Below are 19,512 nucleotides of genomic sequence, written 5' to 3'. Positions count from 1 at the left end.
AGAAAACCGGCAAGCGCCGCCGGTGGCGTCGGTTCCGGTCGAGAATTCCGGTTCCTCCCACGCGCAGGCGCGCGGTTCCCTCCCAAATTCACGCCCTCCACCCGGTTGTCACGGCCCCGCCGGGTCGCAGGACGGGCTTTGCCCTTACCTGCTCTGCCGTCCGGAATGCATGGGCATTCCAGACAACAGAGAAGGAAGGCCCGCCCATCGGCGGAAAGGGGAAGAGACCCGGCCCGCGTCACTCGAAGGAGGGTCACAAATGACCGCAGAGAAGTTTGACGTTTATTCCCATGTCACCAATCAGATCATCGCGCAGATCGAGGCGGGAACGCCGCCCTGGCGCAAACCGTGGACCGGCGGAGGAGGAGGGGTCAGCTTGCCGGAACGGTTCAACGGCGAGGCCTATCGGGGCATCAACATTCTGATGCTTTGGGCCACGGCGATGGCAAAGGATTACAGCTCAGCCCGCTGGATGACGTTTAATCAGGCCAGGCAGCTTGGGGGCCATGTCCGCAAGGGCGAGAAATCCGCGACGGTCGTGAAATACGGCACCGTCGAGCGCGAGGACGAAAACGGCGAGGAGCGCCAGATCCCCTATGCCAAGGCCTACCGCGTGTTCAACGCCGACCAGATCGAAGGTTTGCCTGCTGAGTTTTACATCCTGCCCGATCCGCCCCGTGATCTTGGCACCGTGGCCGACCCTGAGCTGGAAGCGTTCTTCGCCGCGACCGGCGCGCAGATCGACGTGACCGAAGAGCCGCGCGCCTACTACAACATCAAGACCGACCGTATCCACATGCCGCCGATTGGAACGTTTCATAGGGCCGCAGGGTATTACGGCACCTTGGCGCACGAGCTGACCCACTGGACCGGCGCGACAAAGCGGCTGGACCGTTTGGGCCGGTTCAATGATCGCAAGGCTTACGCGTTCGAGGAACTGGTCGCGGAGATCGGAAACTGCATGCTTTGTGCCCAGATCGGTGTGGAGCCTGAATTCGACCAGAGCGCCGCTTATGTCGAAGGGTGGCTTGAGGCGATGAAGGAAGACAGCCGCGCGATTTTCCGTGCCGCGTCCGAGGCGCAGAAGGCCGTGGATTACATCATGGAGCGCACTGCGCGGGCCGACCGGATGGCCGCTGAATAATAGCCCGCACCGCTGAAATGATCGAGGCCCCCGTCAGCAGGCGGGGGCCTTTTGCGTTCTGGCGTGATCCAGGTGGCGGGCGGTTTCAGGGTGACCTGTTGGCGGGTAACCTGAAGGCCACCCGCCAACAGGCCCGGCGCTTCGCGCGGACAGGCATTCCATGCCTTAAGGTGGCATGATGAAGATGAAAAAAAAGCCTGCCAAATTGGCAGGCGGCCTTGAAAACCTAAAGTTAGCTCTTACATTACACCGGTTCTGCACCCGCAAACTGCACAGCAATTCGTGGGCCTGAGGTGAAAGAGCATCTTTTCACAAAGTGTGACGTAAGCACAAAGTGCGCGTTGCGCAAGCCTAAATGCCTCCAGCCTCAGGGGCAGAACAGAAGAAAAGCCCTTTTGGGCATAACCCTAACCTTCTGTTTTTGAGGACATAAATGACAGTAGAACCAAGTAAGAGCACCAAGGGTCAAATGGAGTTTGACCTAACCATTGTAACTGAGGTCGAATCCGATGGGGTCGGCATGGGCGTACTCAGCAACGGCGCGCCCTACCTCACAGGTCGTGGTCTCGCACGTCTCTGTGGTGTCGATCATTCGACCATCATCAAGATCACAAATGATTGGCAGGATACGCCGCTTAAGAAGCGTGTCGCGACGATCAAACAATCTATCCGAGATATGGATGGAGATGACACATATGCCTTCCTGCCGGTGCAGCGTGGAGGGACAATTTATCATGCGTTCCCTGAGAACGTATGCATGGCCGTTCTTGAATATTATGCGCTAGATAGCGGTTCATCAAACGAGCACGCCAAGAAGGCCTACCGGACCCTAGCCCGGAAAGGCTTCGTGGATTTTGTCTACGAGCAGGTGGGCTTGTCGAGGGGCGCTTCGATCCGTGATTTTTCCACGAAGCAATTCATGGATAGAGTTGGATCAGTGTATGGCTCGGTCCCCGAAGGATATTTCTGCGTCTTCGAAGAAATCGCCGATATGTTCGCCGCTTTGATCGCCAAGGACATAAAAATCGACTCGAGCTTTGTGCCTGATATCAGTGTTGGGATGGCATGGTCGAAATACTGGAAGGAAGAAAACCTCGACGCTGTTTATGGTATGCGTCAGCGGTTTTCACATCAGTATCCAAGCTATTACCCGCAATCGGCTGCTGGGCCACAAGACGCGTTCTGCTACCCGGAAGACGCCTTGGGCGAGTTTAATCGTTGGAAACGGGAAGTATATCAAAAAAAGAACCTACCCGCTTATCTTCTGGGAAAAGTGAAGTCTGGCGGTCTTGCTGCAGCGCAAGCCACAGCAATCGTGGATGTGTACAAAACTCCGAAGTCGCTCCCAAGAAATTGAGCCAAAAAGATGCCCGCCCAAAGGGCGGGCATCTACTGTAATGTTATGTTGTCACTCTTGGAATCGCTATTCCGTCTCGGTTTAGATCAAAAGATCATGGGCGCTGCTGTCGATCTGGTCATCGGCGTAGGCTATTTCAGCAGTCAGGCGGGATGATCGCGGTTCGTTTCTGGCAGGTTTGTGATCAGCCCGTTTTCGCCGCAAAAACGACCCTTTTTGCGGCAATTACACGCTCGCCGCCAAGTGTTTGATTTTCCACATGCTGGACTGACGCAAAAACCTCATGCAAAAAGAGTCCATGAAAATCGGCTACGCACGGGTTTCCACAGAAGAACAGAACCTCGATCTACAGATCGAGGCACTGACCGAGGCCGGATGTGACCGGATCATCACCGATCAGGCGCAAAGCGGCGCGACAGCCGCCGAGAGCCGGGCCGGGTTTTCCGAGGCGATGGAGTTGCTGGGTGCGGGCGACCTGCTGATGGTCTGGAAGCTGGACCGTGTGGGCCGGTCCATCGCGGACCTGATCCACCTGCTGAAGCTTTTCGGAGATCGCGGCATCGAGTTCCGCAGTCTGACAGACGGGATCGACACGACGACCGCAGGCGGGCGGCTGGTGTTTCACATCATGGGCGCGCTGGCCGAGTTCGAGCGCGACCTGATCCAAGAACGGACCAAAGCGGGCCTGCGCGCCGCGAAGAAGCGGGGCAAGCGCCTTGGCAGGCCCCCTGCCCTAAGCGCTGCACAGATTGACCATGCGAGAGCCGCCATCAAGGCGAAGCGCGAGACAGTTTCTGGCATGGCCGAAATCTTGGGTGTGAACCGCAGCACCATTCAACGAGCGATCTCTCGCGAGTCCTCAAAAAATCAGGTCAGCTCGTGAAGGTCAGGCTCAGACGAATCTCAGGAACATTTGATGATGGCTACGCCCTCGATAAGCACACAGCTTCCAGTGTGTTCATCGGTTACAACGAATACGGCCACGCACAGTTTGATACGACGCGGACTCCAGCTGGAGAGGCTGTTTTCCAGCTCAAATATCGTAGTGACTTTGACCAAGCCAAACCGCTGGCGAAAGCTGTGGTGCGCAACATTGTTCCACTCTTTCCAAAGATTGGACTGGTAATGCCGGCACCAGCGTCCACTACGCGTCAGCGCCAGCCCGTGCATGAGGTTGCTAAGATCGTGGCGGAGCGGATGGACGTGCCCCTGTTCGACAATCTGATTGAGAAATCGGCAGTCGCAGCAAACACTGGTTCGCTCAAGAACATGAACACCCGCGAGGAAAAGGACGAAGCCTTAAAGGGTAGATACTTGCTCAACAAGCCAATCAGCAACAAGGGCCGGTGGAACGTGTTGGTAGTAGACGACCTTTACCATACGGGTGCCACGATGGATGCGGTCTGTAGTCTTCTGGCACAATATGATAAGATTTCAGGCGTATATGTCGCCGCTTTGACATGGAGGTAAGGATGCAGACGGTTTTCATCGCCGGTTCGATCAAGATCAAACGCCTCCACCCTTTGTTCAAGGAGCGCATTGCAAACATCGTCCGGGAAGGGATGCCTGTCGTCGTTGGAGACGCTAATGGAGCTGACGCTTCGATCCAGGCAGAGCTGGTCGAGCAATCGGCATCAGATGTGACCGTATTCTGTACAGGTGACAAACCTCGCAACAACCTCGGTAACTGGTCCGTCCATCGCGTTCAATCATCTGCACAGCCGGGTACCCGCGCCTATTACACAGCCAAGGACATTGAGATGGCAGATCGGGCCGAATTCGGTCTAATGCTTTGGGACGCGGCCAGCACCGGAACGTTAAGCAATGTTTTCGAACTTCTCTCCCAAGGGAAGAAAAGCGTAGTTTTTGTAAATCGCGAAGCGAGGTTTCAGAATGTGAAGCAGGGTGAGGATATTCTTGATCTCGTTAGCTTCATGAGTGACGGCGCGCGGCGTGCTGCGGACAAGAAAATACGACTTGGTGAAAAGGTCAGTCAGTTCGCAGGGTTTCAGTCAAGAATGGCCGTCTGAGCACCTGAGTCTGATGCCGCTGTCAGAAAGAGGGTAGACAAAATGGGCGCGGTCTAGAAGTACCCGCGCCCGAGTTCGAGAGAAGAGGTGGTGCTTGGGTCATTTCCCAAAGCGTTTATGAAAGCGATCCATGCGTTCTGCGTCTCCCTCAACTTCGAGGCCTTTCGGGGTTTTGCGAACGCGAACGCCTGATGCCGCAGCAGCTTGGCGAACACTGCGTTCAACCTGCTGATTTATGTCGCGGGTCATGGCGTTGGCGAGTGACCGCCCGTTTGTGAAAGTGCGGCCTTTGTATTTCATCTTGATCATGGCTTAGCCTTTCGGGGGATAGGGATCGTTGCCATAGCTCCAAGCTTCGCGAAACTTGGTGTCTTGGCCCTGTATGCGCAGCTCTGAGCCTTGGTTACGGGCAATGTCTCGCCCATAATCGATTGCTTCGCGTTGAGTATCGAAGCTCTTGGTGAGACGGTCGTTGCCTTCGCCGCGAACGCCCCAGCCATCGCCGTTCTTGACGACATACTGGTTCTTGCCTGACATTACTTTCTCCTTTCAAGCAGCCATTTTGTTGGTGCGGGAATTGATCCACTCCCATGCTTTCTTGGGCAGCCAACCGCTATAATCGCGGGTGATCCCGACAATGAGAAAATGGTCGTTGTCATCGACATGGGGTGCGAGCTTCTCCCAAACGCCATTGGCGGTGAGGTTGGTGTCCACCAGCCAATGGGAGTCGAGATAGTGCCACCACGCGCCACAACTCTTGATTGCGTCATGGAGATCGCTGTAGTTTTGCCCGGGGCGGTTAAGGTCATAGTTGATAGAATAGATCACGGATTCCTCGCTGATTGCTGTTAGCCACTTTTCCGGCCTCACCAACCCATGCTGAAAAATTCCCCCCCCTCGGACACGGAACTGTCCGAGAGGGCATTTTTTTACAGCATGGGACCTTGAGAAGAGGTTTTGAGCATATGAACAGTATCGACCCGCCTGACTTGCTGACACGGGAGGAGCTGGAAGACGCTATCGGCGAATTTTCAGACGCCGACCTGCTTCGCCTCAGACGAGCTGCGCAGCTTTATGCGATCTATCCGGTAGAGCCGGACGAACTGATCCAAGAAGCTTTGTGCCGCGCGATAGCGGGAACGAGAAGGTGTCCACGCAATGTCAGCGTTGTTCGGTTTTTGGCTGAGGCGATCCGAAGCATCGCGCATGACGAACTGCAGAAGGTCGAAAACCAGCGCGACGAAGTGTCGGTACACGACGACACCATTGAGAACCCGGATGCCATTACCCCACAGGAGCCGGGACCAACTGCCGAGGAAAGGATGATTGCAAATGAGCAATACCGTGACACTGAAAACCGACTGCTCGAATTATTCGACGGAGACGACGAAGCACAGCTCATCGTGCTGGGAATGTTGACGGGGACACAAGGGGCAGAACTGAAGGAGGCGACGGGTTTAGATCAAACCAGTTTCAACAGCAAACGTCGCTTCGTGCGACGTAAGATCAACAGCGCCATCGAGGATGGGTTCACACTATGACGGACAAGAGAAGTGAAGAACGGAAGATGTTGGTCAATTTGGCCGACGCGCTCTTCGACGATCTCTTCGAGACGTCTGATGAAGATATTCTCCGAGAGGTCGCGGATACAGGAGCTAATTCTCAGGAAGTCGCAAATCGGGTGCGCGCTCAGTTTGAAGAAGCCCTAATAAAGAGCCGAAAGGAAAGGCTGAAAGCGGCGCGGGCAGCGCGCAAGGTTGCTCAGGCTGGCAAAGCCCAAGGTAAGATCGTTGATATCAGTACCGCCCGAAAGGCGCTCCGGGGTGCCTTCGAGAAGGACGGTTTATCGATGGCTGCACGCAATGAAACGGAGAGCGAACTCACCGACGAAGAGGTTCTGCGCAAGTATCAAGATCTTGTGCGTCTTGGAGTCATCGACCCCGAAGACGGGGGCGATGTATGAGACAAACTGACCCTGCCGAGCGGCTCTTGAAGTCGCTCGGCATCACTGAGCCTGAAGAAATTGAATTAGAGGACATCGCATTTGATCAGGGTGCTGAGGTTCGGTTTTGCAATCTGAGCGGATGCGAAGCGGACATCTTGGGTTTTCGGAACAAGGCTATAATTTCCATAGACCGGAACCGTGGCTGGACGCGCAAACGGTTTTCAATCGCACATGAACTGGGCCATTGGCACTATCATCGTGGTAAAAAACTCCAGTGCCGTGTGGATGATTATCAACCCAAGCATAGAAAACTAGCCGAAAGGACAGCGAACTCATACGCAGCGTCTTTGTTGATGCCGCATTATATGGTCATGCCACGCGCCCGAGACCACAGCCGTCTCACATTTTCGGTTATTGAAAGCTTTTCTGAGGAATTTCGAACCAGCCTCTCGGCGGCCGCAATCCGCCTTGTCGAAGCCGACATTTGGCCCTGTATGCTAATCCACCATTCACGGTCAGGACGGAAGTGGTTCACACAGGCCCCCATGTTTCACAGCCGATGGTTCCCTCAGGATGAACTCGACGCTGAGTCTTCTGCATTTGATGTTGTCTTTGGCAAGTCACAGGGCGATACGCACCGGCGCTTGATCGGAGCAGATGCCTGGTTTGATCGTCAGGAAGCACATCGCTATGAAATTTTTGAGCAATCAAAGCAGGTTGGTGAAGGGGAAGCTCTCATTCTGCTGACAATTAAAGATGACCGAATGATGGAGGAAGAACCCGAACAACGTGGGCACCGCTGGTGAAGCCTGACTAAGCTACCCTTTCCTTCTGGCTGGCTTGATAAAGCCCACTGAGATCGTTGTGTTTCACTCGAAACTGGCTTCGCCGCTTGGTCACTGGAGCAGGCGTGTCTGCTTTCTCCATCTTGATCCCAGGATCATAGTACACCGCGCCTGAGGCGAGCGCCTGCAACAGAAGCAGGACATCCGTTCCCTCACAAAGCTCGACACGTGAACCGTAGGCGTATTCCGGCGGTGGCCCGCGCATCAGGGACGGTACGTAGACAGCCTTGGCATGCTTCCGGTTCCAGTGACCAATCACGCCTTTGAAGCCCCACGAGGCAGCAACCACGTCTGCCCTGTCGATCAGCGCGATCTGCCCGTCCACATCCGTGATCTTGCCCTTATCAGAGTCGAACCCCTCCAAGACCAATTTGAGACCCGTATCGGCATGGAAATCCCGGCCACTTGCATAGACGCCACCGAAATTTATCCGGCCTTCCTTGCCTGACTTGTCCGGATAGCCGTAGCGGCGCAGAAAAGCCTCAACGCCGTCATCCCGGTACACCCCGCCGGTCGGTTCCGGCGTCATCAGCGTGACCGGGCTTTTCGCAAGGTACTTCACGAAATTCCGCACGCCGTACTGTTTGACCTCCCAGCCCAGATAGTCCGGTTCAGCATACCCATTGGGCGAGATGCCAAGTTCCGCCTCCAGGGTGTATCCGCCTCCATTCCGCGCGTTGTAGGGGGCAGCTACCCCGTCCTTGCCCATCTTCTGCGAAGACACCCATCCTTTGGCATGGATGCGGCGCAGAGCATCGAGCAGCATCTGGCGTGAGCTTGCCCCCTTCTGCCGAAGTGATTGCAGATCAAGGAAGACCCCGGAGGCTTCCAGCGTATCCACTTTGTCAGTCAGAGACGCCGCTTCTGGTGTATCTCTGCCGACAACATGGCCGATAACCCGCCCGTCCGGGCAAACCCCCAAAAACAGCACCCGCCCTTCATCGCGTGAGCGCATCAACGGTGCTGGCGCGCGCGCAGCGCCGCGCAGAAAGCCGGACATGCGCACTTCAGGGTACTTGGGGTAGAGGATCAACTGAGCATCCGGTGCAGGTGCTATGCCTTGTTCGTCCATCCACCAGAAATCCACCGGCGCTTTGGCACGATCCCGTACAGACCCTGCAACCTGACTACCGTCCTCTTCGATCTCGCCATGCGGGATAATGTTCAGCGCGCCGAACCCGCCGCCGAGATAAACTTGGTTCTTGGAGTTATCATTCGGAGCGAGCTGCTTGGCGTAGAACCGCGTCGCTCCATGAGCTGCCATCTGATCGAGAATACGAATAAGGGGGTCAGTCAATCCATTGGCCTTCAACACAAAACTGCTTTGTGTCAGAGGACAGCCAGAGGGAAAGGGAGTCAATCACTTCAGGCAAAGGCCGCTTGCTTCGCCCCTTGAGGGCGCATTCCCATACGACGCCCACTCTCCAGCCCGCATCGAGAAGACGACCAAGAGCTTCAGTATCGCGCCGGGCATTGCCGTTGATCTTGTCACGCCAGAACTCCTGCCGGGTTTGCGGCCAGCGGAACAATGGGCAGTTATGCCGGTGCCAGAAACAACCATGCACGAAGATCACGGCGCGATACTTTGGCAGAACAAGGTCAGGTCTGCCGGGAAGGTCCCTGCCCTGTAATCTGTAGCGAAACCCTTTGGCGTGCAGCCCGCGCCGGATCATCAGCTCCGGCTTTGTATCCTTCCCTTGGATCGCCGCCATGTTGCGGCGACGCGCGTCAGGAGAATGAACGTCAGCCAACCTTTTGCAGCCGGGGCTGTTCCATCAGTTTCAGGATGTGCGGCTGCATCAGCCGGGCGACTTCCGCAAAGACCGGCACGGCTACGGAGTTGCCAAACTGTTTGTAGGCCTGAGTATCCGAAACCGGAATCCTGAAACTGTCTTCAAATCCCATCAACCTTGCGCATTCACGGGGTGTAAGGCGGCGTGGGTTCTTGCCTTCACCGCGACTGACAAGAATTTCTGAGCCATCTTTGTAATAGCGCGCCGACAGCGTCCTTGCGATGCTGTCGCCATCAACGAGGCCAAACCCGAACCCGTTACCTTTGGCCCGGTGCTTGGCAGCGTAGTCCTGCAGGTACGTCCAGAGCTTGTCTGTGAGTGTGTACTTGTCGCTGACCTTCGCATCCGGCCCGACCGTGTAATGTCCCTCAGGGGCCTCTGTCCCATTCTCCGGGTGCAGGATATCCCGCATCCCCCTGCCCTGCCGCCCCGGCAAATGCAGCTCTTCAAAGCTGAAGTCCGTATCTTCCCGGAAGCCGACCATCACGATCCGTTCCCGGTGCTGCGGCACGAAGTTTGCTGCGTCGATAATCTGGGTGTGCAGCGTATACCCCAGCTCCTCGGTCAGAGCGCGCCGGATCACCTCAAATGTCCGGCCCTTATCGTGGCTTTTCAGATTCTTGACGTTCTCCAGCATGAAGGCCGCCGGACGGTGGTGCATCAGGATGCGCAGCACGTCGAAAAACAACGTGCCCTGGGTTTCATCGAGGAAGCCATGCGCGCGTCCGAGCGCATTCTTCTTGGAAACGCCAGCGATCGAGAACGGCTGGCACGGGAACCCGGCCACAAGAACATCGTGGTCAGGGATATCTTCTGGGTCTACCTCGCGGATATCTCCCGCGATTGGACGATTGTCCGGGAAGTTGGCATGATAGGTCTGCTGGGCGAAACGGTCCCATTCCGATGTGAAGACACAACGGCCCCCTGCCCCTTCCATTGCTCTGCGCAAGCCGCCGATCCCTGCAAAGAGATCAATGAAAGAGAATGATGCGTTGCTGTCATGGCGTTGCCTTGAACGCACTTCCATCCGAAGCAGCTTCATTACAGCTTCGCGCGGCACTTCCTCACCCCGCTTCCAGCGGTAGAGGTGGCCTTCGGAATATCCCAGAGCTTTGGCGGCTTCAGGCATCGACCAGCCGCTCTGCGTCAGCAGCATCTCAAATTCTGTCATGTCAGGTCAGTTCCGCTCTGTCTTTATCCGGGAATTTTTCTGACACTCTGACGTTAAGATTCCCTAAAGACAAGAACATTTAGGGAAAATGTGAGGGCGAGTACGGCTAGCCACGATAGGCAGACCACATCCGCTCTATGAGTTGTCCCTGTGTGATCCCAAGCGCTTCAGCCTCAGAAGCTATTGCTTCACCAACTTCCGGCAGCACTTTGGGATGTAACTGGTACGTGCGCGGGCTTGGTTTGCGGCCCGGCTTCTTTCGTGGGGTTCGATCCAGAAAGCCTCTCGCTTCGCCAACTTCATCTACGCGCCGGACTTCTTCAACGGTCGTCCCTTTCGGACGGGCTTTCAGCCCCGCAAGCCTATTTGAGCCGCTCATAAACCGCCTCCGTGAATGCCTGAGCGTTTGCCAACGCCTTATCTACCTTGCCGCCTGTGACCATCTCCGGGTCATTCATCATCGCTGTCAGATCGCCCCCATAGGCGAACAGTTCCGAGAACGCTGCGCGCGCGACTAGGGACGGCTCGATCACATCGATCCCTGCCCCACTGAGCTGTTCTTCCAACTCCTTCTGGACGCGGCTTTTGACGGCTGCGCTGGTTTTGGTCAGCACCACAGCATGACGGATTGACCGCCCAAGCGCTTCTTCCTCTTCGCGAACCAACGCCAACGCTTCGGACCCGATCTCCGCGTCCAGCGCTGTCGGCTGCATCGGGACAATCACCAAATCCGCCTGGGAGATGGCGCGACTGACGAGCTGAGAGGCAACCCCTTCGAGGTCCACAATGACGATCTTGCCGTCACCATCCGCGCTCCGGATGGTCGGAACGATCTCTGAACGGCCAACATCGCTCTTCAAGGTTACACCGGAAGGTGCGCCATGAGATGCCCACCGGGTAAGAGACTTGTTCGGGTCACAGTCAAGCACCGTGACATCCGCGCCCATGCGGGCGAACTCAGACGCCAGAAGAACGGCGCATGTCGATTTTCCAACCCCACCTTTGGGGCTTGCCATAACGATGACGGGCATTGCTCGATCCTGCCACTTTGTTGTTATCGGATTTATATCCCATACCGGAATTAAATCCAACACCGGAAATCATTCCATTACCGGATTTATTTCCGTTACCGGTTTTTAATCTCAGGGCCTGCCTCGCTTCTCAAACCACTTTCGGCAGAACCCAATGAAAGCGCGGTCAGCGTTGCGGGGCGGCTCAACACACCAGTCGCGCCACTCACGCTCCAGGAAACGAACGTCCCAACCCGGCGCTGCATGGCGCGCTTCTTCGTAGGTGTCGGACTGCAGCGGTGGAATACTGCCTTCAACAAGCTGGGCGGGAGACATCGTGCCGCGATTGGTGAACACCACCATGTCGGCTTCATCCTCAAAGGTTACGTGGTAATCCGGCAAATGGTCATGCTCTGCGAGCTGCCGGATCATCTGTCGAAAGCGCTTCTGTGGGCTTTGCGACCCGGTCTTAAGCAGCAACTTGGCCAGCGTGATCCGCCAGCTCTTCTGCTGCCCGCAATGCTTCCGGGCGATCTCGTACACCCGTCTTTCAATTGGCTTGCGCAGGCGGAAGTAGTCCCGGTGGAGGGTGAGTACCTCTTCGTTTCGGATTGCGTTGAAAACCCAGTCTGACAGCTTCACTTCACACCATAGAAGACGCCCATCTAGACCGTGCTTTCGGCGGATCGAAGAAGCATCGATCAGGCCAAAGCCATCGACTTGCTCTTCATCGCCAGTGACAATGTTCGTCCTGATCCGCGTCCCTTCGAGGCGATCAAGGGCATCGAGCAGGGACTGGTATTCCCGGCCACTTGTACCCCGGTTGGTAAAGATCAGCAGCTCTCTGGAGTTGATCCGTACGCGGGGAGAAACGGCTTCACCTTCCTTCAGCTTCGCCATGATCTGACTGATACAGTAGATCAGAATGTCCTTGTCGTAGATCGTCGCCAGCCCCTTCACGCTCGGCGTGATCTGAAGCCACTTGTCGCCATTCTCATAGCGCTTGATCGTCGTCTCAGGCTTCTTTGAGAGGGAATAAAACGGATGCTCCATGTGTTGCATCACGTCCTTCAGGACAGCGTCAGCCACATCACAGATGAACAGATCATGCTGCGGATGGCGATCCGGCAGGAGCGGGGCGAGAGCATTCGTGTTATCAGTTACCATGAGTCGACATTCGTGGTTTTAGTTACCGCAGTCAAGATTCGTGTTATCAGTTACCAAAAGCAGGATTTCAGTTACCGAGATTCGTGTTATCAGTTACCGGGCAGCTAGAAAATTGATTTCTTTTCAATTATCTACGTATAACTTCCAGATCCGTAACACAGATTCTAACACATATATAACACCCAGCTTCTCAGGCAGAACCGATCACCACCAGCACATCACCACTCACCACTGATAGAACACACAGGCATCGACACCCGTGGTTGTCGTGGTCCAAGACGCACCAAGGACAGCGCACATGGAAGCGTTGCTGGCTAAGAAACGAGGAAGCGTCACCGTCAGGACAAGAGCAAGAACGACAGCACCCAGACCGAACCATGGAAGACGGCTCTTGAAGCGATCCAGCTTCTGTTCCCGTTCCCAAAGCTGGCGCATGGTGTCTGACTTGGCATCTTCAGCTTTCCTGAGAACCTCCTGGGTATGGTTGGACGCCCGCAGCAGATTACCAGCCATCTGGCCAACGCGGTCCAACGTATCGCCAATCTTGCCGTCGATGGTAGCGCCGACAATCTCGCCATAGTGTTCCGGATCGGTCTGCTTTTGAGCGGCGAAAGCAGCAGAGCGGGCTTCCGTCGCCGTTTTGTTCACCCGGTCAAGTACGCGCGTCTGATCATCCACCCGATCCGAAATGCTGGCGACAGCCGTGGCAAGCAAATCAAGCGTCTCGCGCAGATCATCGTCTGAAAGCGGGGCAGGGGAGGCGGAGGTGTCAGACATAGCGGTTCGCTTTCGGGCTATCGGGGGTCGGGCGGGAACAGCCCCGCAAATTCGGGATCAGCGTAATAGCGCAGTTTTTGCGCGACGGCGGTGGCCTGCCCCTGGACGCGCAGGAGCTGAAGCTCAGGCGGGAGCTGCATGATTTCGTCCGGGGTCAAGAGATCACGGCCCGTGACCTGTATGCCGGTCGTGGGCATGTCACCGGGTTTGCGGCTTTCGGTCTGATAGCCAATGGTTTCCTGTCCCATTGTCTGGCTCAACCATTTCGCCGTGTCGTAGTCATTCACTCCGAAGACCTGTTGCACCCCGGCATTGGCCACGAAGGTCGCGGCGCGTTGCCCGTAGAGATCGCGAAGCTGGCTCATGTCCTGCAGGATCGGCCAGAGCTGAAGGCCATAGCCCGCCATCAGCCCCATGGCGCGCTCTACGGCCTCCAGACGGCCCAGTGCAGCGAACTCATCGAGCAGGAAGAGGGCAGGGGCCTTGAGACGCCCTGAACGGCCCTCGGACGCGCCCTGAGGCCGTTCCGCGTCTCGTGCGATGTCTTGGAGGGCCTGAGAGACCAGCAAGCGCAGCCAGCGACTGTAGGCATCCAGCCGGTTGGGAGGCAGGACGAGAAAGACGGAGGTGACCCGGTGGCGCAGATCGGAGAAGGTGAAATCCGACCGGGCCATGCATTTCGCGATCCGGGGACTGTCCAGAAAATGGGTGTGACGCTGCGCGTTCGACAGGACGGAGGCGGCTTCCCGTTCCGCCTTGCCGACGAAGCGGTTTGCGGCGCGGGCAATCAGCCCGTCCGCTGCCTCGCTCTCCTGCATCAGCTCCAGCAGCGCCTTCAGCCGATCCGGGGGCAAGGTGAGATATTCCCGGACGGACCCGAGGTTGCGCCGCTCCGGCTCTTCATGGGCCGCGCAGAACATGATCAGCCCGCCGATCAGCGCCTTGGCCTCTTCGTTCCAATGGGCGTCGCCGGTCTGATGCGCTGGATCGACCACCAGCGCATCCGCCAGAGAGGCGGCATCTTCGCTCAGATCGGGGCTGTCTGCCGACAGACGGTCGAGCGGGTTGTAAGCAGCAGAGGACCCTCCCGAGACCTCGAAGGGATCGAGCACATGGACGGTGCCGAACCGTTCCCGCGCCGCCCCGGCGATCCGGGCATTCTCGCCCTTGGGGTCGATGACAAGCACGGAGCGCTCTGCCGCCAGCAGGTTCGGGATCACCGTGCCAACGCCTTTGCCTGCCCGCGTGGGAGCGAGGGTCAGAAGATGGGCCGGGCCGTCATAGGACAGGAGCTTGCCGGTGCGCGGGTTGCGCCCGATCAGAAGACCCTTCGCCTGCTCCAGAGCCTTCAGCTCGCGCTTGCCTGCGAAACGCGCTGAGCCGTGGCTTGCCCCGACAAGGTTCCCGAAGAAGGTTTCGGCACCGGACATCTGGAACCACATCGCCACGCCGACCACGGCACCGATGACCATGCAGGGGATCAGCACGAGCCAGTTAGCGAGGCTTTCCCCAGGAGCCTGGTCAAAGAAGGCGAATACGAGCGGGGTCGCGACCACCGCACCAACGGCTGCGCCGATCAGCAGGAAGACGAGAGTCCCCCCGACTAGGATCGGGGTCACGATCAGAACCTGGATGAACCGGAAAAGTCGCCAGAAGGCGAGGCTGAGGCCGCGCATCATGTCGCGTCACTCTGGCCAGTGTCAGGAGAAGGGGAGGGGTCGTCCCACTCTGCAAAGGCCTTGCGATCCTGTTCGCGGGAGAGGTTACGGATCAGCCGGTCGAGCATGGCGGCGGCATTGGAATCCCGTTCGGCGAGGTCCATGAGCGCCCCACCCAGGATCACCTTGCGGCGTGTATCCAGCTTGCGCTGTCTGGTGGCTTCCCGGTTCTTCAGAGCCTGCAGGCGGGCCTTGGCCTGGGCATAGCGTTTCTCGGCGCGTTCAAGCTCAGTCTCGGCCAATTCGGAAATCCACTTCAAAGAGGGCAGGTGTAAAGGTTAGGCTTGCCACAACCAGCGATAGCGCTTACCCGTAGGCCTGTAAAGGACAAGGGCGCACTTATGCAAACTCTCCACCTGCGGTTCCGAGATTTGCGTGCGATCTCCTTGAGGCAGGGCCTCAGCCGATGGCGAACTCCGTCCGACGCGATGCGCGCCGGAATGAAAGGCCCTCCCGGCCTCTCAAACTCTCCATGGCCAACTTTGGCAGTTGGATCGCGTCCCGCAAGGTCGCACCAGCGCCTCGCCCGATGCCCCACGGTGGGGGCCGGTCTGCCGCTGGCGTCTCCCTTGCGGGAGGTATCGCGCCCAGGTGCTGACGCCCCTTCGCGATACCTGGTTTGCCCCCGACAAACCGCCAGTGATCTGTCCCCATATCCCGCCCCTCATGAGGCTGGGGATATGGGGACAGATCACTGGCAAGCCCGCGCCTCAGAGAGCCAGAGGCTCACTTCGGGCGGGCTCTCTTTTCCACTCGTTCCGCGCCGAGGCAGGGCGCGATCCAGCGGGGAAAAGACGGCTGACCCTGTGGCCCATGTTGGGGCATGGGCCGGGGTCAGCAGCGGCGCGCGTCGGTATCGTCTGCATCACAGGGCGGGGTAGTCGGCATGGCCAGCTACCACCTCTCAGTGAAAACGATCAAACGCAGCGCCGGGCGCTCTGCCACCGCAGCCGCGGCCTACCGTGTCGGGGAGCGCATAGAGTGCCAGCGTGAAGGCCGCGTCCACGATTACACCCGCAAGCAGGGCATCGAGGAGACCTTCATCCTGGCACCGAAAGACGCGCCGGACTGGGCCACGGATCGGTCCCGCCTCTGGAACGAGGTCGAGGCCAGCGAGACCCGCCGCAACTCCGTCACCGCCCGCGAGTGGGAGTTGGCCCTGCCGTCGGAGATCAGCGCCGAGGCCCGGTCCCAGATCACCCGCGACTTCGCCCAGGAGCTGGTCAGCCGCTATGGCGTGGCCGTCGATGTGGCGATCCATGCCCCCCACCGTGAGGGCGATCAGCGCAATCACCATGCCCATGTCCTGACCTCCACCCGCAAGCTTGAAGCCGAGGGCTTCACAGCCAAGACGCGCGTGCTCGATTCCGCCAAGACCGGCGGTGTCGAGATCGAGCAGATGCGCGGTCTCTGGGCGGAGTTGCAGAACCGCGCCCTAGAGCGGGCAGGGGAGGTGGAGCGCGTTGATCACCGGTCGCTCGAAGCGCAGCGCGAGGCCGCGCTGGAGCGGGGCGATCAGCTCTCAGCCGAAGAACTGGACCGCGACCCCGAGCTGAAGCTGGGACCGGCGGCCAATTCCATGGAGCGGCGGGCGAAGTGGATGGCCGAGCGCCAGGGCCGGGAATACATCCCGGTCACCGAACGTGGCGCTGTCGTCCATGCCGCCCGCCAGGCCCGCGCCGCGTTCCGTGAAATGCGCACGCGGCTGGAGCTGGCGCGCGAGACCTACGGCATCGAGCGCGAGGCGGGGCAGGGTCGTGTCTCTGCCGGTCTGGCAGCACTAAGGGCTGCAACTGCAAAAGATCGCGACCGCGACCGAAACCCGGATGACTTCCGGGAGCGTCTGGCGCGCGTTGTGGGTCGGTCGCGGGATCAGGACGACACGCTCAAACCGGACGGCCACAATTATGCGCGTGAGCGGCTGAAGGAGATCATGGAAAAGGACGCCGGTCGCGACGGCCAGGCAGCGGTTCACAAGCTGGATGGTCACAGCGAGTATGATCTGGGCGAGGAGACAGGACGCGCGGCGCGGAAGCCGTCCGTCAACGAGCGCCTGAAGGACGTGCTGAACAAGCCGCGTGAGCGGCTGGAGATCGAGGACGAGCGCGAACAGGAACGCGGTGACGACGAGAATGAAAACACGCGGGACAGGGATCGTGGCGAAGGTCACAGCCTGTGACGCAATCCGGTGACACAACAGAGGAGACTGATCGGATGTATGAAGTGTTCAACGTGGGCAAGACGATCTTGCTGGACGGAAAGCCGTTGTCGCTTGTGACGCCCGCAGGTGTCGAAGGCTGGATCGAGAAGGGCATTCCGCACAGCTACAGTTACGACCAGGTGCGCGATCCGCTCGATGGCAAGATGAAGTACCGCTGTCTCTATGAGAAGGACGGGGCGGATGTGCCATTTGTCCTGGTGAGCGATCCAGACAGTGGCGACGGGAGGGTGATCCTGTTCGATCAGAAGCCGGATGCACCGGTTGAGTGAAGCAAGTTAGAGATCACTGCTTTCGCGTCTGGCTATCGAGGTTCGAACAGGACATCCGCGTCAACCTCCAGAGCATGAGCAATCTTCTCAATCGTGTCGATGGTCACAGAAAATCGCGCGTTCTCGACCTTGCCAACATAGGCACGGCTGAGGCCAGCCTGTCTCGCCAGGTCTTCCTGACTCAGGCCAATGCTCTTGCGACGATCAATGATGTTCTTTGCCACGCGTTCTCGGAGGTTCATCTGGTGGCTTTACCCTGCCGCCAGCCATCGGAACCACGCGATATATGCGACATTCGTTGAATGGTGGGTCTTCACCCGCCTGACTGCAACTCCTTGGCAAGAGACAAAAATTTCTCAGCGCGAGTCTTCAAATAATCGGCTTCGTTTTGATCTAGCCGCGTTGCGGTTATCAGCGTTCCTGGTTGGATGTTGAGAATGCCGACGCCCGCAGAATCTGGTTGCGCAAGTCGCAGTATAGTCAGCAAACCTCGCTCCTTTTTCCGGGGTAGTTGTTCCTTCCCGAAATGCAGGAAAATAATTCGTCTCTGGTTGTTTGCCTCGGTACGCAGATACCAAGCTGTCGTGATACGTAGGCCAGAAATGTCTGCTTCTACGGGGCTGCGTCCTTGCCAGATGAGCGCGTGATCTTCTTTTAGGTCCAGATAATTTTGGCACAGAACCTTATATCCGGCAGATTTGTTTGCGGAAACGCTAGGTCGTGTTGACAAAAGGGATTCAAATCAGGCTTTGAGCATGATTCAAGCTGGCATCTGCGATGGAGACCAGCTTGGCACGAAACCTTATATCGGACGAGGAATGGGCGTTCTTTGAGCGCTTCATCCTCGCCGCCCGCGCCCCGAACGGACGCAAAGCCACCAACCACCGCCTCGTCCTTGATGGGATTTTCTGGATTGCCCGAACCGGGGCGCCATGGCGGGACCTACCTGGCGAGTTCGGCAAATGGTCAAGCGTTTACCGACAGTTCCGGCGCTGGACACTGGCGGGCCTCTGGGAGGACATAATGGATGCTCTGAACCAGAGCGGAGCCGTGCCAAGCGCCCTGCAAATGATCGACAGCACCGTGATCCGCGCCCACCATCAGGCAGCGGGCGCTAAAGCGGGACTCCACGACAGGGTTTCGGCCGTTCTCGAGGTGGCTTTACGACCAAGATCCACCTCCTCGTCAATGCACACGGGCTTCCCATGAGGACAGAGATCACGCCAGGCCAGACGTCGGACTATCTCGGCTTCAATCTGGTGATGGCGGATAATCTGCCCCGCCCGAGCGTGCTGCTCGCGGATCGCGGCTACGATGCAGACAAGATCAGAGGAGGCATGGAGGCGCGCAACGTCCTGCCCGTGATACCGATGCGCAAGTCCCGCAAGAAGCGGATTGGTGTCGATCGCTCGCTGTATCGCCTGCGGAATCTGGTCGAACGCTGCTTCAACAAGCTCAAGAACGCCAGGCGTGTCGCGACCCGCTACGACAAGACGGCGGAAAGCTTCCTCGGCTTCATTGACATCACGTCGATCCGTCTCTGGATCCGCCATTTGTCAACATGACCTAGAATGCAGCGCCAAGAATTTTTCGGTCGAAATCTTTTTGTCTTCAAGAGAAGCCATGGCTTCTCGGAATTGCTTGTAGCGGTCCCTTGCAGGGTCATATGGCAAGTCGAGGTCACCAATTATACTTTTGACCTTTGCCTTGTCTTTTCGCTTGTCTCCGTATGCAAATTCGATGAACTGAGTGACCCTAATCTTCATCTTGGCTCCCTGCTTGGCTCTACTGGAGATTGTATGGTTTTCCGTGGAACATATAAAGAACAATTTGATGTGACGGGTCTTCTGAGGAAGTCAGCGTTGCCAGCCATCATGCTGGACAGATTGGGCCTATGTTCGCTCTGGCAGCAGAATTTGCAGTATGAATATCCTGTGATCCCGGCAGCGTGCCGGTCTCGCTTTGAGAGATAGACAGGGCAGGGGATCGACGGGCTAAAGCCCGCTCACCCCACCCCTGATAGTTTCCCAGTCCTGTTGATCCGCCTGCCATCCCGGCAGGTCCG

The 19,512-nt window shown here is 57.7% G+C and carries 23 protein-coding genes; 11 read left to right on the top strand and 12 right to left on the bottom strand.

The genetic code is table 11. From position 1 onward, the window contains the following. The first annotated feature begins 259 nt into the window (after positions 1-259). From QNI11_RS27635 to QNI11_RS27615, 5 genes are all read left to right on the top strand, one after another. On the top strand, positions 260-1,144 hold the full coding sequence (locus QNI11_RS27635) for an ArdC family protein (protein WP_283984184.1): 885 nt from the start codon (positions 260-262) through the stop codon (positions 1,142-1,144). A gap of 433 nt (positions 1,145-1,577) precedes the next feature. Then, the gene (locus QNI11_RS27630) at positions 1,578-2,501 is read left to right on the top strand and encodes a hypothetical protein (protein WP_283984174.1); all 924 of its coding nucleotides are present in this window, start codon (positions 1,578-1,580) and stop codon (positions 2,499-2,501) included. 298 nt (positions 2,502-2,799) lie between these two features. After that, entirely contained in the window at positions 2,800-3,384 is a 585-nt protein-coding gene (locus tag QNI11_RS27625) for a recombinase family protein (protein WP_283984173.1), read from the top strand. After that, on the top strand, positions 3,381-3,971 hold the full coding sequence (locus QNI11_RS27620; protein WP_283984172.1) for a ComF family protein: 591 nt from the start codon (positions 3,381-3,383) through the stop codon (positions 3,969-3,971). The genes QNI11_RS27625 and QNI11_RS27620 overlap by 4 nt, the downstream gene beginning before the upstream one ends. A gap of 2 nt (positions 3,972-3,973) precedes the next feature. Next, a complete protein-coding gene (locus QNI11_RS27615) occupies positions 3,974-4,531 on the top strand; it encodes a hypothetical protein (protein WP_283984171.1) in 558 nt (185 codons plus the stop codon). A 99-nt stretch (positions 4,532-4,630) separates the two neighbouring features. Here the strand turns inward: QNI11_RS27615 and QNI11_RS27610 are convergent, their stop codons facing one another. From QNI11_RS27610 to QNI11_RS27600, 3 genes are read right to left on the bottom strand one after another with little or no spacing between them, the layout of a single operon-like run. Next, a complete protein-coding gene (locus QNI11_RS27610) occupies positions 4,631-4,840 on the bottom strand; it encodes a hypothetical protein (protein WP_283984170.1) in 210 nt (69 codons plus the stop codon). Between the two features lie 3 nt (positions 4,841-4,843). Continuing rightward, the gene (locus tag QNI11_RS27605; RefSeq protein ID WP_283984169.1) at positions 4,844-5,068 is read right to left on the bottom strand and encodes a DUF2188 domain-containing protein; all 225 of its coding nucleotides are present in this window, start codon (positions 5,066-5,068) and stop codon (positions 4,844-4,846) included. 12 nt (positions 5,069-5,080) lie between these two features. Next, positions 5,081-5,359 carry a hypothetical protein gene (locus tag QNI11_RS27600; RefSeq protein WP_283984168.1) on the bottom strand — a complete coding sequence of 93 codons (279 nt, stop codon included), beginning with the start codon at positions 5,357-5,359 and terminating at the stop codon, positions 5,081-5,083. A 137-nt stretch (positions 5,360-5,496) separates the two neighbouring features. Between QNI11_RS27600 and QNI11_RS27595 the strand changes: the two genes are divergently transcribed. The 3 genes from QNI11_RS27595 to QNI11_RS27585 are packed head-to-tail and all read left to right on the top strand — an operon-like array spanning position 5,497 to position 7,282. After that, positions 5,497-6,072 carry a hypothetical protein gene (locus QNI11_RS27595; protein ID WP_283984167.1) on the top strand — a complete coding sequence of 192 codons (576 nt, stop codon included), beginning with the start codon at positions 5,497-5,499 and terminating at the stop codon, positions 6,070-6,072. Then, positions 6,069-6,494: a hypothetical protein gene (locus QNI11_RS27590; RefSeq protein ID WP_283984166.1), complete on the top strand. Its 426-nt coding sequence runs from the start codon at positions 6,069-6,071 to the stop codon at positions 6,492-6,494. Before QNI11_RS27595 ends, QNI11_RS27590 begins: the two co-directional genes overlap by 4 nt. Beyond that, the gene (locus QNI11_RS27585; protein WP_283984165.1) at positions 6,491-7,282 is read left to right on the top strand and encodes an ImmA/IrrE family metallo-endopeptidase; all 792 of its coding nucleotides are present in this window, start codon (positions 6,491-6,493) and stop codon (positions 7,280-7,282) included. The genes QNI11_RS27590 and QNI11_RS27585 overlap by 4 nt, the downstream gene beginning before the upstream one ends. A gap of 7 nt (positions 7,283-7,289) precedes the next feature. On the opposite strand, the gene QNI11_RS27580 is transcribed toward QNI11_RS27585, so the two are convergent. The 8 genes from QNI11_RS27580 to QNI11_RS27545 form a co-directional block, all read right to left on the bottom strand. Then, positions 7,290-8,618, bottom strand: coding sequence for an MvaI/BcnI family restriction endonuclease (locus QNI11_RS27580; protein ID WP_283984164.1), 1,329 nt, complete (start codon positions 8,616-8,618; stop codon positions 7,290-7,292). Continuing rightward, positions 8,611-9,072 (bottom strand): very short patch repair endonuclease, encoded by a 462-nt coding sequence (locus QNI11_RS27575; RefSeq protein WP_283984163.1) that lies wholly within the window; start codon positions 9,070-9,072, stop codon positions 8,611-8,613. Before QNI11_RS27575 ends, QNI11_RS27580 begins: the two co-directional genes overlap by 8 nt. Then, positions 9,065-10,285, bottom strand: coding sequence for a DNA (cytosine-5-)-methyltransferase (gene dcm / locus QNI11_RS27570; RefSeq protein ID WP_283984182.1), 1,221 nt, complete (start codon positions 10,283-10,285; stop codon positions 9,065-9,067). Before dcm ends, QNI11_RS27575 begins: the two co-directional genes overlap by 8 nt. Positions 10,286-10,647: 362 nt before the next feature. After that, positions 10,648-11,316: a ParA family protein gene (locus tag QNI11_RS27565; protein WP_050686606.1), complete on the bottom strand. Its 669-nt coding sequence runs from the start codon at positions 11,314-11,316 to the stop codon at positions 10,648-10,650. 111 nt (positions 11,317-11,427) lie between these two features. Then, on the bottom strand, positions 11,428-12,462 hold the full coding sequence (locus QNI11_RS27560; protein WP_283984181.1) for a replication initiator protein A: 1,035 nt from the start codon (positions 12,460-12,462) through the stop codon (positions 11,428-11,430). A gap of 225 nt (positions 12,463-12,687) precedes the next feature. Continuing rightward, entirely contained in the window at positions 12,688-13,239 is a 552-nt protein-coding gene (locus QNI11_RS27555; RefSeq protein ID WP_283984180.1) for a hypothetical protein, read from the bottom strand. A 17-nt stretch (positions 13,240-13,256) separates the two neighbouring features. Further along, on the bottom strand, positions 13,257-14,918 hold the full coding sequence (locus tag QNI11_RS27550; RefSeq protein ID WP_373418482.1) for a type IV secretory system conjugative DNA transfer family protein: 1,662 nt from the start codon (positions 14,916-14,918) through the stop codon (positions 13,257-13,259). Beyond that, positions 14,915-15,199, bottom strand: a complete 285-nt coding sequence (locus tag QNI11_RS27545; RefSeq protein WP_283984179.1) for a mobilization protein — start codon at positions 15,197-15,199, stop codon at positions 14,915-14,917. The genes QNI11_RS27550 and QNI11_RS27545 overlap by 4 nt, the downstream gene beginning before the upstream one ends. 644 nt (positions 15,200-15,843) lie before the next feature. Here QNI11_RS27545 and mobQ point away from each other — a divergent pair. After that, complete coding sequence (mobQ, locus tag QNI11_RS27540) at positions 15,844-17,136, top strand: MobQ family relaxase (protein WP_283984178.1); 1,293 nt, start codon at positions 15,844-15,846, stop codon at positions 17,134-17,136. A gap of 35 nt (positions 17,137-17,171) precedes the next feature. Continuing rightward, complete coding sequence (locus QNI11_RS27535) at positions 17,172-17,447, top strand: hypothetical protein (protein ID WP_283984177.1); 276 nt, start codon at positions 17,172-17,174, stop codon at positions 17,445-17,447. A 32-nt stretch (positions 17,448-17,479) separates the two neighbouring features. On the opposite strand, the gene QNI11_RS27530 is transcribed toward QNI11_RS27535, so the two are convergent. Further along, positions 17,480-17,671 (bottom strand): helix-turn-helix transcriptional regulator, encoded by a 192-nt coding sequence (locus QNI11_RS27530; RefSeq protein ID WP_283984176.1) that lies wholly within the window; start codon positions 17,669-17,671, stop codon positions 17,480-17,482. 553 nt (positions 17,672-18,224) lie between these two features. On the opposite strand from QNI11_RS27530, the gene QNI11_RS27525 reads away from it, so the two are divergent. Next, a protein-coding gene (locus QNI11_RS27525) for an IS5 family transposase (RefSeq protein WP_283984175.1) occupies positions 18,225-19,012 on the top strand; the annotation gives its coding sequence in 2 pieces (ribosomal slippage) (positions 18,225-18,567 and positions 18,567-19,012; 789 coding nt in all). The last annotated feature ends 500 nt before the right edge of the window (positions 19,013-19,512 follow it).

The organism is Sagittula sp. MA-2 (assembly GCF_030126985.1).
In the GTDB taxonomy this organism is placed as follows: domain Bacteria; phylum Pseudomonadota; class Alphaproteobacteria; order Rhodobacterales; family Rhodobacteraceae; genus Sagittula.
Note: the sequence above shows the minus strand (reverse complement) of the source record. Positions and strands in the feature narration are given on the sequence as shown.

What these genes read in the sequence shown, in the direction of transcription:
- QNI11_RS27635 (WP_283984184.1), top strand. Translation starts at nt 260, where the DNA reads ATGACCGCAGAGAAGTTTGACGTTTATTCCCATGTCACCAATCAGATC.
- QNI11_RS27630 (WP_283984174.1), top strand. Translation starts at nt 1,578, where the DNA reads ATGACAGTAGAACCAAGTAAGAGCACCAAGGGTCAAATGGAGTTTGAC.
- QNI11_RS27625 (WP_283984173.1), top strand. Translation starts at nt 2,800, where the DNA reads ATGAAAATCGGCTACGCACGGGTTTCCACAGAAGAACAGAACCTCGAT.
- QNI11_RS27615 (WP_283984171.1), top strand. Translation starts at nt 3,974, where the DNA reads ATGCAGACGGTTTTCATCGCCGGTTCGATCAAGATCAAACGCCTCCAC.
- QNI11_RS27610 (WP_283984170.1), bottom strand. Translation starts at nt 4,840, where the DNA reads ATGATCAAGATGAAATACAAAGGCCGCACTTTCACAAACGGGCGGTCA.
- QNI11_RS27605 (WP_283984169.1), bottom strand. Translation starts at nt 5,068, where the DNA reads ATGTCAGGCAAGAACCAGTATGTCGTCAAGAACGGCGATGGCTGGGGC.
- QNI11_RS27595 (WP_283984167.1), top strand. Translation starts at nt 5,497, where the DNA reads ATGAACAGTATCGACCCGCCTGACTTGCTGACACGGGAGGAGCTGGAA.
- QNI11_RS27590 (WP_283984166.1), top strand. Translation starts at nt 6,069, where the DNA reads ATGACGGACAAGAGAAGTGAAGAACGGAAGATGTTGGTCAATTTGGCC.
- QNI11_RS27585 (WP_283984165.1), top strand. Translation starts at nt 6,491, where the DNA reads ATGAGACAAACTGACCCTGCCGAGCGGCTCTTGAAGTCGCTCGGCATC.
- dcm (WP_283984182.1), bottom strand. Translation starts at nt 10,285, where the DNA reads ATGACAGAATTTGAGATGCTGCTGACGCAGAGCGGCTGGTCGATGCCT.
- QNI11_RS27565 (WP_050686606.1), bottom strand. Translation starts at nt 11,316, where the DNA reads ATGCCCGTCATCGTTATGGCAAGCCCCAAAGGTGGGGTTGGAAAATCG.
- QNI11_RS27560 (WP_283984181.1), bottom strand. Translation starts at nt 12,462, where the DNA reads ATGGTAACTGATAACACGAATGCTCTCGCCCCGCTCCTGCCGGATCGC.
- QNI11_RS27555 (WP_283984180.1), bottom strand. Translation starts at nt 13,239, where the DNA reads ATGTCTGACACCTCCGCCTCCCCTGCCCCGCTTTCAGACGATGATCTG.
- QNI11_RS27550 (WP_373418482.1), bottom strand. Translation starts at nt 14,918, where the DNA reads ATGATGCGCGGCCTCAGCCTCGCCTTCTGGCGACTTTTCCGGTTCATC.
- mobQ (WP_283984178.1), top strand. Translation starts at nt 15,844, where the DNA reads ATGGCCAGCTACCACCTCTCAGTGAAAACGATCAAACGCAGCGCCGGG.
- QNI11_RS27535 (WP_283984177.1), top strand. Translation starts at nt 17,172, where the DNA reads ATGTATGAAGTGTTCAACGTGGGCAAGACGATCTTGCTGGACGGAAAG.